Source organism: Bacillus sp. TH30 (assembly GCF_016650875.1).
Lineage (GTDB): Bacteria > Bacillota > Bacilli > Bacillales > Bacillaceae_G > Bacillus_A > Bacillus_A mycoides.
Map to the genome: position 1 here is coordinate 3,623,090 of NZ_JAEKEY010000002.1, position 13,437 is coordinate 3,636,526.

Here is a 13,437-nt window from a genome sequence, read left to right on the forward strand (position 1 = left end):
AGCTTGAGTCAATTTACGCTGTTATGTATATGCGGTACAGTCTTATCTTTGCTTATGATGATAGCTGGAGTGGGACTCGCTAATCATGGTCTAAAAAGTATGAAGGGATATCGTCAGCTGTCATATGAACAAATTGCTCATATGACAGGAACAGAAGGCGATGGGGCTGAATCGGAAATTTCGGGAGAGACGTTTTCGACTATTGAAAAACAAAAACAGTTAGAAAGCTTAAGAAGTTTTAATGTTGTAGAAGGTATCGGTATGGCGATAGCAAGTGTTGCTCGTGATATGACAAAGTTTGGAACAGATATAGTTGTTGGGGCAATAAAAGGAATTTTTAGTTAAGGGTAGCAGGAAGGATGGTTGTCTTATGTTTGTAAGAGAGCTGTCTTTTAATTTGAAAAAGGTTTGTCTCTTATGGTTTGTTCGCATAAGATATAGATAGAGTGATTTGTATTGTAAGCAGCACGAGTTTTCATTGAATCTTTGCTGCTCTATTGATATAATCAGTGCTAGTGTATATTGGCGAGACTATTAGGAGTTGAGAACATAGATGAATAAAGAAGAAAGAGCAAAAAGACAGTCCAAAATTCGTAACTTCTCCATCATTGCTCACATTGACCACGGGAAATCAACGTTGGCAGACCGTATTTTGGAGAAAACAAACGCGTTGGCACAGCGCGAAATGAAGGCGCAATTGCTTGACTCTATGGAGTTGGAGCGTGAGCGTGGTATTACAATTAAATTAAATGCAGTACAACTAACGTATAAAGCGAAAGACGGTGAAGAGTATATTCTTCACTTAATCGATACTCCAGGACACGTCGACTTTACGTACGAAGTATCTCGTAGTTTAGCGGCTTGTGAAGGTGCAATTCTTGTAGTGGATGCAGCGCAAGGAATTGAGGCGCAAACATTAGCGAACGTATATTTAGCGCTTGATAATAATTTAGAAATCTTACCAGTTATTAATAAAATCGACTTACCAAGTGCAGACCCAGAACGCGTACGTCAAGAGGTAGAAGATGTAATTGGTTTAGATGCATCGGAAGCTGTACTTGCTTCAGCGAAAGCTGGCATTGGTATTGAAGAAATTTTAGAACAAATCGTTGAAAAGGTACCAGCTCCAACAGGTGATTCAGAAGAGCCGTTACAATGTATGATTTTCGATTCTTTATATGATCCGTACCGTGGTGTAATTGCATATATCCGTGTTGTAAATGGAACGGTAAAAGTTGGCGATAAAGTACGTATGATGGCAACTGGAAAAGAATTTGAAGTAACAGAAGTAGGTGTGTTTACACCGAAAACGACGCAACGTGACGAGTTAACGGTAGGTGATGTAGGTTTCTTGGCAGCATCTATTAAAAACGTAGGTGATACACGCGTAGGTGATACGATCACACATGCGAAACGTCCGGCTGCAGAGCCGTTAAAAGGGTATCGAAAATTAAACCCAATGGTATTCTGTGGTTTATATCCAATCGATTCTGCACGTTATAACGACTTACGTGATGCTTTAGAAAAACTAGAATTGAATGATTCTGCTCTTGAATTTGAGCCTGAAACATCTCAAGCTTTAGGTTTTGGTTTCCGTTGTGGTTTCTTAGGGCTTCTTCACATGGAGATTATTCAAGAACGTATTGAACGTGAATTCAAGATTGACTTAATTACAACAGCGCCAAGTGTTATTTATAAAGTGTATTTAACAAACGGTGAAGATTTTATTGTTGATAATCCATCTAATATGCCAGATCCACAGACTATCGATCGTGTAGAAGAGCCGTTTGTGAAGGCTGCAATTATGGTTCCGAATGACTATGTTGGAGCTGTAATGGAAATTTGCCAAGGGAAACGTGGAACGTTTATTGATATGCAATATTTAGATGAAACACGTGTTACATTGACATATGAAATCCCGTTATCAGAAATCGTATATGATTTCTTCGATCAATTGAAATCAAATACGAAAGGATATGCATCATTTGACTACGAGTTAATTGGTTATAAACCATCTAAACTTGTGAAAATGGATATTCTTTTAAATAATGAACAAGTGGATGCTTTATCATTTATTGTACATCGTGATTCAGCGTATGACCGTGGTAAAGTAATTGTAGAGAAATTAAAGAAATTAATTCCAAGACAACAGTTTGAAGTGCCAATTCAGGCGACTATCGGAAATAAAGTTGTATCTCGTTCTACAATTAAGGCGATGCGTAAAAACGTACTTGCAAAATGTTACGGTGGTGACATTTCTCGTAAGCGTAAACTTCTTGATAAGCAAAAAGAAGGTAAAAAACGTATGAAGTCTGTTGGTTCTGTAGAAGTGCCGCAAGAAGCATTCATGGCTGTACTGAAAATGGATGATAACTAATGGAGTGAACTATAATTAGTGGAGATTTTTCTATTCTTCGCTAATTATTAGCCCGCACCAATCGTGATAAAAGTAGAAGCCGTTCGTTCGGCTTCTTTTTTATATGCTACTTTTTAGACATCTTATCATCTCTCATTTACAATAGTGAGAGAGCTTTTTAGTGATTGATATAGAGTTAGGAGACTATTAATGTCCGAAAATATTCGAAAAGATATTCGAGAGAAAATACAAAAAGGTAATTTTAATTGCGAAAAGGAACTGACGCTTTCTATAATTAGTGGGAAGTGGAAAGTTGTGATATTGTGGCACTTAGGTGTGGAAGGTCCGCATCGTTTTAGTGAATTGCAACGTCTGTTCCCGAGCATTTCTCATAAAGTGTTGTCAAATCAATTGAAAGAGTTAATGGAGGACGGGATTGTTGATCGGACGGTATACCCGGAAATTCCTCCGCGTGTTGAGTACTATATGACGGAATTAGGTATGTCGCTTTTACCGATCGTTGAAATGATGTATGATTGGGGAAAAATGCGAATGGAACAAATCCGTAATACAGTAGAGAAGTAAAGAATCCTCCGGAGTGCGGAGGTTTTCTTTTTAGAAAGGTAGGAGTTATATTTGGTACAAGCTGCATATATTCATATTCCATTTTGTCAGCATATTTGTCACTATTGTGATTTTAATAAAGTATTTATTGAACGCCAACCGGTTGATCAATACTTACAATATTTAGAGAAAGAAATAATAAATACGGTTCAAAAAGTACCGTTTGAAAGTATGAAAACGATTTTTGTTGGCGGAGGAACTCCGACAGCTTTAAATATGGAGCAAACAAAAAAACTACTCGACATCATTAACCGCCGTTTACGTCCATTTGCGCCGAATTGTGAATTAACATTTGAAGCGAATCCAGGTGATTTACCGAAAGAGAAGTTGAACGTATTGCTAGAAGGTGGAGTAAACCGAATTAGTTTTGGTGTGCAAACGTTTCGTGATGAGCTACTTGAGAAGATTGGACGCAGGCATACGAGAGAAGATGCATTCGTAGCAATTCGAGAAGCGCAGGAAGTTGGTTTTACAAATATTAATGTAGATTTAATTTATGCTCTGCCAGGACAGACGATAGAAGATGTAAAGGAAACATTAGACATTGCCTTTACGCTTGGTGTACAACATTTCTCGGCATATTCCTTAATTGTGGAACCGAAAACTGTATTTTATAACTTAATGAATAAAGGGAAATTAAGACTTCCAGGTGAAGACCATGAAGCGAAAATGTACGAAATGGTAATGGATGAAATGGAGAAACATGGTTATAACCAGTATGAGATTAGTAACTTCTCAAAAGGTAATAATGAAAGTAGACACAATCTCACATACTGGAATAATGAAGAGTATTATGGATTTGGAGCTGGAGCGCATAGCTATGTGAACGGGGAACGAATTCAAAATGTAGGTCCGCTCAAGCAATATTTCACTAAAATTGATGAGACAGGATTTCCATATTTAGATGTTCACCCAGTGACAGAGAAAGAAAAAATGGAAGAAGAGTTGTTCTTAGGACTTCGAAAAACAAAAGGTGTTTCTAAGTTAGAATTCCAAAAGAAATTTAATGTGGAGATGGACCATGTTTTTGCAAAGCAGTTACAAAGTAATCAAGAACAAGGATTACTTGAAAACAGAGATGGACATGTTTGTTTAACGAGGAAAGGGAAACTATTAGGGAATGAAGTATTTCAGTCATTTTTGATTGATTAATTAAATGTGCCATAAGCGCGAAAATTTTTTGTTATTTCGTGACGTTTCCGTTGACAATTGAATGTCAATTTTGGTAAGTTATTAATAGATTTAGCACTCGAAGACAAAGAGTGCTAACAGAGGTGATGATGAGATGCTTACGGAACGTCAGCTCTTAATTTTACAAACAATTGTTGATGACTTTATTGGATCAGCGCAACCAGTTGGTTCGAGGACGTTGGCTAAGAAAGATGAAATTACGTTTAGTTCAGCTACTATTCGAAATGAAATGGCTGATTTAGAAGAACTAGGATTTATTGAAAAAACGCATAGTTCTTCTGGGCGTGTTCCTTCTGAAAAAGGATACCGATTTTATGTAGACCATCTTTTAGCGCCGCAAAACTTACCGACCGATGAAATTGTACAAATTAAAGATTTATTTGCTGAAAGAATTTTTGAAGCAGAAAAAATTGCACAACAATCAGCTCAAATTTTATCAGAGCTTACGAATTATACGGCCATTGTTCTTGGTCCCAAATTGAGCACAAATAAACTTAAAAATGTACAAATTGTACCGCTTGATCGTCAAACAGCAGTCGCTATTATTGTAACAGATACAGGGCATGTGCAAAGTAAAACGATTACCGTTCCGGAATCTGTTGATTTATCAGATTTAGAAAAAATGGTTAATATTTTAAATGAAAAGCTATCTGGTATACCTATGGCAGAACTTCATAATAAAATCTTTAAAGAGATTGTTACAGTCTTGCGTGGGTATGTTCATAATTACGATAGTGCAATAAAAATGTTAGATGGTACATTTCAAGTCCCTTTATCGGAAAAGATATACTTTGGAGGAAAAGCAAATATGCTTTCGCAACCAGAGTTCCATGACATTCACAAAGTAAGATCTTTGCTGACGATGATTGATAATGAGGCTGCGTTTTATGACATTTTGCGTCATAAACAAGTCGGAATTCAAGTGAAAATTGGTAGAGAAAATTCTTCTACGGCAATGGAGGATTGCAGTTTGATTTCTGCAACGTATTCGATTGGAGAAGAGCAACTTGGAACAATTGCAATTTTAGGTCCGACGAGAATGCAATACTCTCGTGTAATTAGTTTACTGCAGTTATTTACAAGACAATTTACAGACGGACTTAAAAAGTAAATGAGAGTAATACATTCGCTCAAGTGATGAAATTTTCATTGCTGTGTGTAATATATAATGCTTAGGTAATCATGCTAAACATGATACCTAATACCTTTTAAGGAGGTGAAAATTGTGGAAGAGCGTAACGAACAAGTGGTAGAAGAAGTGAAAGAAGCGCAAGTTGAAGAAGCTGTCACGCCAGAAAACAGTGAAAAAACTGTAGAAGAAAAAAGTGAGGCTGCTCTTTTACAAGAAAAAGTAGATGAGTTACAAGCGAAACTAACGGAAACGGAAGGTCGCACATTACGTCTACAAGCTGATTTTGAAAATTATAAGCGCCGTGTCCAAATGGATAAACAGGCTGCTGATAAATATAGAGCACAAAGTCTAGTTTCAGATATTTTGCCAGCTCTTGATAATTTTGAAAGAGCGATGCAAGTGGAAGCGACTGACGAGCAAACGCAATCCTTGTTACAAGGTATGGAAATGGTGCATCGTCAATTGCTAGAAGCGTTGACTAAGGAAGGTGTTGAAGCGATTGAAGCTGTTGGTAAACAGTTTGATCCGAATGAACACCAAGCTATTATGCAAGTGGAAGACAGTGAATTTGAATCAAACGCGGTAGTTGAAGAATTCCAAAAAGGTTATAAACTAAAAGACCGTGTGATTCGCCCATCAATGGTAAAAGTAAATCAATAATTTACATAAAAGTAGGAGGATTCGCCATGAGTAAAATTATCGGTATTGACTTAGGTACAACAAACTCTTGTGTAGCTGTTATGGAAGGTGGAGAACCAAAGGTTATCCCAAATCCAGAAGGAAATCGTACAACACCTTCTGTTGTAGCTTTCAAAAATGAAGAGCGTCAAGTTGGGGAAGTTGCGAAGCGTCAAGCAATTACAAACCCAAATACAATCATGTCTGTTAAACGTCATATGGGTACAGACTACAAAGTAGAAGTTGAAGGTAAAGATTTTACACCTCAAGAAATTTCTGCAATCATTTTACAAAACTTAAAAGCTTCTGCTGAAGCATACTTAGGTGAAACAGTAACGAAAGCTGTTATTACAGTACCTGCATACTTCAACGATGCAGAGCGTCAAGCAACGAAAGATGCTGGTCGTATCGCTGGTTTAGAAGTTGAGCGTATTATTAACGAACCAACAGCCGCAGCACTTGCTTACGGTTTAGAAAAACAAGATGAAGAGCAAAAAATCTTAGTATATGACTTAGGTGGCGGTACATTTGACGTATCTATCCTTGAGTTAGCAGATGGCACATTCGAAGTTATTTCAACTGCTGGTGACAACCGTCTTGGTGGAGATGACTTTGACCAAGTTATCATCGATCATTTAGTAGCTGAATTCAAAAAAGAAAATAGCATTGATTTAAGCCAAGATAAAATGGCACTTCAACGTCTGAAAGATGCAGCTGAAAAAGCGAAGAAAGATCTTTCTGGTGTAACACAAACACAAATTTCATTACCATTCATTAGTGCTGGAGCTGCTGGCCCATTACACTTAGAATTAACGTTAACAAGAGCTAAATTCGAAGAAATTTCAGCTGGTCTTGTTGAAAGAACATTAGAGCCAACTCGTCGTGCATTAAAAGACGCTGGTTTTGCTCCAAGCGAATTAGATAAAGTTATCCTTGTTGGTGGATCTACTCGTATCCCAGCTGTACAAGAAGCAATTAAACGTGAAACTGGTAAAGAGCCATACAAAGGTGTAAACCCAGATGAAGTTGTAGCATTAGGTGCTGCAGTTCAAGGTGGCGTACTTACTGGTGATGTAGAGGGCGTTCTATTATTAGACGTAACTCCACTTTCTTTAGGTATCGAAACTATGGGCGGTGTGTTCACGAAACTAATCGAGCGTAACACTACAATTCCGACAAGTAAGTCACAAGTATTCTCAACAGCTGCTGATAACCAACCAGCGGTAGACATTCACGTACTACAAGGTGAGCGTCCAATGTCAGCTGACAACAAAACGTTAGGTCGTTTCCAATTAACAGACCTTCCGCCAGCACCACGTGGAATTCCACAAATCGAAGTAACATTCGATATTGATGCGAACGGTATCGTTAACGTACGTGCAAAAGACTTAGGTACAAGCAAAGAGCAAACTATTACAATCCAATCTTCTTCAGGTCTTTCTGATGAAGAAGTAGATCGTATGGTACAAGAAGCTGAATCAAATGCTGATGCTGACCAAAAACGTAAGGAAGAAGTTGAACTTCGTAACGAAGCTGACCAACTTGTATTCCAAACAGACAAAGTTGTAAAAGATTTAGAAGGTAAAGTAGATGCAGCTGAAGTAGCGAAAGCAACGGAAGCGAAAGAAGCATTACAAGCGGCAATCGAGAAAAACGAACTTGAAGAAATCCGTGTGAAAAAAGATGCTCTTCAAGAAATCGTACAACAATTAACTGTTAAATTATACGAGCAAGCTCAAGCGGCTGCAGGGCAAGCAGAAGGTGCACAAGGAGCACAAGACGCTGGCGCGAAAAAAGATAATGTAGTAGACGCTGAGTTTGAAGAAGTAAAAGAAGACAAGTAATACAGTGAAATAAAATAAGTAAGATGACAAAAAGTCAAAGTCAAGCGTGCCTTGGCTTTGGCTTTTTTCACGAATAAGAAGAAATGTGTGAGGATCTTAAGTTTTTTATTTTGCATACTGTAAGTGAGGAAACTTTGTTGCAAAGCACTTTCTTTCGGTGTTAAAATTACGTTTATGTGAAAGATTCGGGGGTTGTAAATTTATGAATAAACGAGACTATTATGAGGTCCTTGGACTTAGCCAGGGCGCTTCAAAAGATGAAATTAAAAAAGCGTATCGTCGTTTGGCTAAAAAATATCATCCAGACGTAAGTAAAGAAGAAAATGCAATTGAAAAGTTTAAAGAAGTACAAGAAGCATACGAAGTATTAAGTGACGATCAAAAACGCGCGCAGTATGATCAATTTGGTCACGCTGGTCCGAATCAAGGTTTCGGTGGCGGAGGAGACTTCGGCGGTGGCTTCGGTTTCGAAGATATCTTTAGTTCATTCTTTGGCGGCGGTGGCGGAAGACGTCGTGATCCAAATGCTCCACGTCAAGGTGCTGATTTACAATATCAAGTTACTTTAGAGTTTGAAGAAGCTATTTTTGGTAAAGAATTAAACGTTGAGATTCCAGTGGAGGATCCATGTGATACTTGTAAGGGTAGTGGAGCGAAACCAGGGACTTCAAAAGAAACATGTAAACATTGTTCAGGATCAGGGCAAGTAAGTGTAGAACAAAATACACCATTTGGGCGTATTGTAAACCGTCAAGCTTGTGGACATTGTTCAGGAACAGGTCAAATGATTAAAGAGAAATGTACGACATGCCATGGTTCTGGTAAAGTTCGTAAACGTAAAAAAATCAATGTTAAAATTCCAGCGGGTATCGATAATGGTCAACAAATTCGTGTATCTGGAAAAGGTGAAGCAGGCGTAAATGGCGGACCGGCAGGTGACTTATATGTTGTTGTTCATGTGAGAAATCATGAATTCTTTGAACGCGAAGGGGATCACATTATTTGCGAAATGCCAATAACATTTGCGCAAATGGCACTTGGTGCGGAAGTAGAAGTTCCTACCGTTCATGGCAAAGTGAAGCTGAAAATTCCAGCAGGAACACAAACAGGAACAGAATTCCGCTTAAAAGGAAAAGGTGCTCCGAACGTACGTGGATATGGTCAAGGAGATCAATATGTAGTCGTTCGTGTTGTTGTGCCGACGAAATTAACTTCACATCAAAAAGATTTATTGCGTGAATTTGCAGGGCAAGAAGAGCAGGATGATAGCTTATTCAGAAAGCTTAAACGTGCTTTTAAAGGGGAATAATGGAAATGAAAAATGGAGTTGGTAAATTGTGAAATGGTCAGAAATTAGTATTCATACAACAGAAGAAGCAGTAGAAGCTGTCTCTCATATTTTGCATGAAGCAGGCGCTAGCGGGGTTGCGATTGAGGACCCAGCGGAGTTGACGAAAGAGCGCAAGCAACAATACGGTGAGATTTATGCACTTAACCCAGATGAATATCCAAGTGAGGGTGTTTTGGTAAAAGCATATTTCCCACAAACGGATTCTTTACACGAAACGGTTGCAGGTGTAAAATCATCTATTGATGCACTACCATCTTTCGACATCGAAATTGGTAAAGGAACTATTACAATTAATGAAGTCGATGAGGAAGATTGGGCTACTGCTTGGAAGAAGTATTATCATCCAGTTCAAATTTCTGATACATTCACAATTGTGCCGACGTGGGAAGAGTATACACCGTCTTCTCCAGATGAAAAAATTATTGAATTAGATCCAGGTATGGCGTTTGGTACAGGGACACATCCAACAACGACGATGTGTATTCGTGCGTTAGAAAAAACGGTTCAGCCAGGTGATACTGTGATTGATGTGGGGACAGGTTCGGGGGTACTTAGTATTGCTGCGGCAAAATTAGGTGCGGCTTCTGTTCAAGCGTATGATTTAGACCCAGTTGCAGTTGAAAGTGCAGAAATGAATGTGCGCTTAAATAAAACAGATGACATTGTCAATGTTGGACAGAATAGTCTATTAGAAGGTATTGAAGGTCCGGTTGATTTAATCGTAGCAAATTTACTAGCGGAAATTATTCTTCTATTCCCTGAAGATGCAGCGAGAGTTGTGAAGCCAGGTGGATTATTTATTACATCTGGTATTATTGGGGCGAAAGAAAAAATAATTTCTAAAGCGTTAGAAACAGCTGGATTTTCAATTGAAGAAGTACTTCGAATGGAAGATTGGGTAGCAATTATTGCACGAAATGCGTAATATAGATTTTAGTCTATAAAGAACAGGGGAGTCTCTCACCGTATAAGGTGAGGGACTTGCCGTTTGTTATATGAAAATGATAACGTTTCGTTCTTTTCGTAAGTGTTGACTTACGAAAGGAACGAAACTCTACTAAGGTGATTATATGCAACGTTATTTTGTAGAAGAGAAATATGTAAATGAGACAAGTATTCGCATAATGGGTGATGATGTCCATCACATCGCAAGAGTGATGCGTATGTCAGCTGGTGACCACATTTATTGCTGTGTAAATGGTAAAACAGCAGAGTGTTCAATTGCTGAAATTACCAGTGAATTTGTGGATACCACTATTGTAGAATGGGTAGAGGCGTCAAGCGAACTTCCTGTGTTCGTGACGATTGCAAGTGGACTGCCGAAAGGAGACAAGCTAGAGTTAATTTTTCAAAAAGGAACTGAGCTTGGGGCAGCTGCATTTTTACCATTTCAAGCATCTCGATCTATTGTAAAGTGGGATGCGAAAAAAGCAGATAAAAAAGTTGAGCGTTTGAAAAAAATTGTAAAAGAAGCTGCGGAACAATCGCATAGAAGTGAAATTCCAGAAGTACACGTTCCTTCATCATTTAAACAACTGCTGTCGATGAGTAGCGAGTATGATGTTTGCCTTGTTGCGTATGAAGAAGAAGCGAAACAAGGTGAGAAATCTAATTTTGCGAAAGCTTTAGCGACGATTAAACCAGGCCAAAAGCTGCTGATTGTATTTGGACCAGAAGGCGGTTTAGCGGAGGAAGAGATAACCGCACTTCGTGAACATAAATTTGTACCATGTAGTTTAGGACCAAGAATTTTAAGAACAGAAACGGCTCCGCTTTATGCGTTAAGTGCCGCTTCTTATCATTTTGAATTGATGGGGTGATAATCAATGGCAACTGTTGCGTTCCACACGTTAGGTTGTAAAGTAAACCACTATGAAACAGAAGCGATTTGGCAATTGTTTAAACAAGGTGGTTATGAAAGAACTGAATATGAAAAAAAATCGGATGTATACGTTATTAACACATGTACAGTAACGAATACTGGAGATAAAAAAAGCCGTCAAGTAATTAGACGTGCTGTACGTCAAAATCCAGATGCGGTAATTTGTGTAACTGGATGTTATGCACAAACATCTCCAGCGGAAATTATGGCGATTCCAGGTGTAGATATTGTTGTTGGTACGCAAGATCGTGAGAAGATGTTAGGATACATCGAAGAATTCCGTAAAGAGCGTCAACCGATTAATGCTGTCCGCAATATTATGAAAACACGTGTATATGAAGAGCTCGATGTACCATATTTCACGGACCGTACACGTGCATCTTTAAAAATACAAGAAGGTTGTAATAACTTCTGTACATTTTGCATCATTCCTTGGGCGCGTGGTTTAATGCGTTCTCGTGATGGAAAAGAAGTTATTAAACAAGCGCAGCAATTAGTAGATGCGGGCTATAAAGAAATCGTATTAACAGGTATTCATACAGGTGGATACGGTGAAGATATAAAAGAGTATAACTTAGCTGGATTACTGCGCGATATGGAAGCGGAAGTAGGCGGATTGAAACGCCTTCGTATTTCTTCTATTGAGGCGAGTCAAATTTCTGATGAAGTAATTGAAGTGTTAGATAAATCAGAAGTAGTTGTACGTCACTTGCATATTCCATTACAGTCAGGATCTAATACTGTATTGAAACGTATGCGCCGTAAGTATACGATGGAATTTTTCCAAGAGCGTTTAGATCGTTTGAAAGAAGCGTTACCAGGTCTTGCGATTACATCAGACGTAATTGTTGGATTCCCAGGCGAAACAGAAGAGGAATTCATGGAAACGTACAATTTCATTAAAGAGAATCGTTTCTCTGAATTACACGTTTTCCCTTATTCGAAACGTACAGGTACTCCAGCAGCACGTATGGAAGATCAAGTTCCTGAAGACGTGAAGAACGATCGTGTTCACCGTCTAATTGAGCTATCAAATCAATTAGCGAAAGAGTATGCTTCTAAATTTGAAGGTGAAGTACTTGAAATCATTCCGGAAGAGACATTTAAAGATGGTGACCGTGAAGGTTTATATGTAGGTTATACAGATAACTACTTAAAAATTGTGTTTGAAGGATCTGAAGAATTGATTGGTAAGCTAGTAAAAGTGAAAATTACAAAAGCTGGTTATCCATATAACGAAGCGCAGTTTGTTCGTGTTCTTGAAGATGATGTAAAAAAAGAATCAGCAAGCGCATAAAATGAAACTTTAATCAGTGGGGGGTGTTCATCCCCGCTGATTATCAGCCTGACCCCCGCCTAAGTTCTTTGCTTTCGCTGAATTTTGAGGTGGGGGTCTTACTGTCCTGGCAAATAGCGGGATAAAAAAGCATGCAAACGGAAACGATTTGCATGCTTTCTTGTATTAAAAAAGGTGTAATGATAAAAAATATAGTTGTCTTCAGGGGAAAAGGATAATAGCTATCTACATAGCTTTTGAACGGGTAAGGGCATCTATTCTTCTTTTATTCTGCCAAATAGTTGACCTGAAGTGATAAAATGTATTATAATCGTAAAAGACATGCTGAAGAAGGGTTTCTTTTTGCATGCTGAAATTAGTATGTAAGTGTGATGTTTCGGAGGGAGGGAAAGAGAATGTCAAAAACAGTCGTTCGTAAAAACGAGTCTTTGGAGGATGCACTTCGCCGTTTTAAAAGATCGGTTTCTAAAACTGGTACACTTGCTGAAGCAAGAAAGCGCGAGTTTTATGAAAAGCCAAGTGTAAAACGTAAGAAGAAATCTGAAGCGGCAAGAAAGCGTAAGTTCTAAGAGAGGGTGTAAGTTATGAGTCTTCTCGGTCGTTTAAACGATGATATGAAACAAGCGATGAAGAATAAACAAAAAGAAAAATTAACCGTTATTCGTATGGTTAAGGCTGCTTTACAAAATGAAGGTATTAAACTGCAACATACTCTTACTGAAGAAGAGGAATTAACAGTTTTAGCTCGTGAAGTAAAACAGTATAAGGACTCCCTCCTTGAATTTAAAAAAGCTGGTCGTGAAGACCTTGTTGATAAACTGCAAAGTGAAATTCAGATTTTAAGCGCATATTTGCCGGAGCAATTAACAGAAGAAGAACTAGCGGATATAATTAAGCAAGTTATTTCTGAAGTTGGTGCTACATCTAAAGCAGATATGGGTAAAGTGATGACTGCTGTTATGCCGAAAGTAAAAGGTAAAACAGACGGATCACTTGTGAATAAGCTGGTTATCCAGCTATTAGCATAAAAAAGCGTCTCATTTCGTATGAGACGTTTTTTTATGCTTTTTTCAGTTTGGACG

13 protein-coding genes are annotated in these 13,437 nt (G+C 38.3%); all 13 read left to right on the forward strand.

Going from position 1 to position 13,437, the window contains the following annotated elements:
- Positions 1–3: 3 nt before the first annotated feature.
- The 13 genes from JFU20_RS20835 to JFU20_RS20895 all read left to right on the forward strand — a co-directional run bounded on the left by JFU20_RS20835 (position 4) and on the right by JFU20_RS20895 (position 13,383).
- Positions 4–345 (forward strand): DUF3679 domain-containing protein, encoded by a 342-nt coding sequence (locus tag JFU20_RS20835; protein WP_002165060.1) that lies wholly within the window; start codon positions 4–6, stop codon positions 343–345.
- Between the two features lie 208 nt (positions 346–553).
- Entirely contained in the window at positions 554–2,377 is a 1,824-nt protein-coding gene (gene lepA / locus JFU20_RS20840; protein WP_002015204.1) for an elongation factor 4, read from the forward strand.
- 189 nt (positions 2,378–2,566) lie between these two features.
- On the forward strand, positions 2,567–2,941 hold the full coding sequence (locus JFU20_RS20845; RefSeq protein ID WP_002015203.1) for a winged helix-turn-helix transcriptional regulator: 375 nt from the start codon (positions 2,567–2,569) through the stop codon (positions 2,939–2,941).
- Positions 2,942–2,992: 51 nt separating this feature from the next.
- Complete coding sequence (gene hemW / locus JFU20_RS20850) at positions 2,993–4,132, forward strand: radical SAM family heme chaperone HemW (RefSeq protein ID WP_002015202.1); 1,140 nt, start codon at positions 2,993–2,995, stop codon at positions 4,130–4,132.
- 133 nt (positions 4,133–4,265) lie between these two features.
- Positions 4,266–5,282, forward strand: a complete 1,017-nt coding sequence (gene hrcA, locus JFU20_RS20855) for a heat-inducible transcriptional repressor HrcA (protein WP_002015201.1) — start codon at positions 4,266–4,268, stop codon at positions 5,280–5,282.
- Between the two features lie 114 nt (positions 5,283–5,396).
- Complete coding sequence (gene grpE / locus JFU20_RS20860) at positions 5,397–5,963, forward strand: nucleotide exchange factor GrpE (protein ID WP_002165061.1); 567 nt, start codon at positions 5,397–5,399, stop codon at positions 5,961–5,963.
- A gap of 26 nt (positions 5,964–5,989) precedes the next feature.
- Positions 5,990–7,825: a chaperone protein DnaK gene (gene dnaK, locus JFU20_RS20865; protein ID WP_002015198.1), complete on the forward strand. Its 1,836-nt coding sequence runs from the start codon at positions 5,990–5,992 to the stop codon at positions 7,823–7,825.
- Positions 7,826–8,027: 202 nt separating this feature from the next.
- Positions 8,028–9,134 (forward strand): chaperone protein DnaJ, encoded by a 1,107-nt coding sequence (gene dnaJ, locus JFU20_RS20870; RefSeq protein ID WP_002015197.1) that lies wholly within the window; start codon positions 8,028–8,030, stop codon positions 9,132–9,134.
- 28 nt (positions 9,135–9,162) lie between these two features.
- Positions 9,163–10,101: a 50S ribosomal protein L11 methyltransferase gene (gene prmA / locus JFU20_RS20875; RefSeq protein WP_002015196.1), complete on the forward strand. Its 939-nt coding sequence runs from the start codon at positions 9,163–9,165 to the stop codon at positions 10,099–10,101.
- A gap of 145 nt (positions 10,102–10,246) precedes the next feature.
- Positions 10,247–10,996 (forward strand): 16S rRNA (uracil(1498)-N(3))-methyltransferase, encoded by a 750-nt coding sequence (locus tag JFU20_RS20880; RefSeq protein WP_002015195.1) that lies wholly within the window; start codon positions 10,247–10,249, stop codon positions 10,994–10,996.
- A 6-nt stretch (positions 10,997–11,002) separates the two neighbouring features.
- Positions 11,003–12,355 (forward strand): tRNA (N(6)-L-threonylcarbamoyladenosine(37)-C(2))-methylthiotransferase MtaB, encoded by a 1,353-nt coding sequence (gene mtaB, locus JFU20_RS20885; protein WP_002067163.1) that lies wholly within the window; start codon positions 11,003–11,005, stop codon positions 12,353–12,355.
- Between the two features lie 395 nt (positions 12,356–12,750).
- Positions 12,751–12,924 (forward strand): 30S ribosomal protein S21, encoded by a 174-nt coding sequence (gene rpsU, locus JFU20_RS20890; RefSeq protein WP_000048061.1) that lies wholly within the window; start codon positions 12,751–12,753, stop codon positions 12,922–12,924.
- Between the two features lie 15 nt (positions 12,925–12,939).
- Complete coding sequence (locus tag JFU20_RS20895) at positions 12,940–13,383, forward strand: GatB/YqeY domain-containing protein (RefSeq protein ID WP_000054578.1); 444 nt, start codon at positions 12,940–12,942, stop codon at positions 13,381–13,383.
- Positions 13,384–13,437 lie beyond the last annotated feature (54 nt).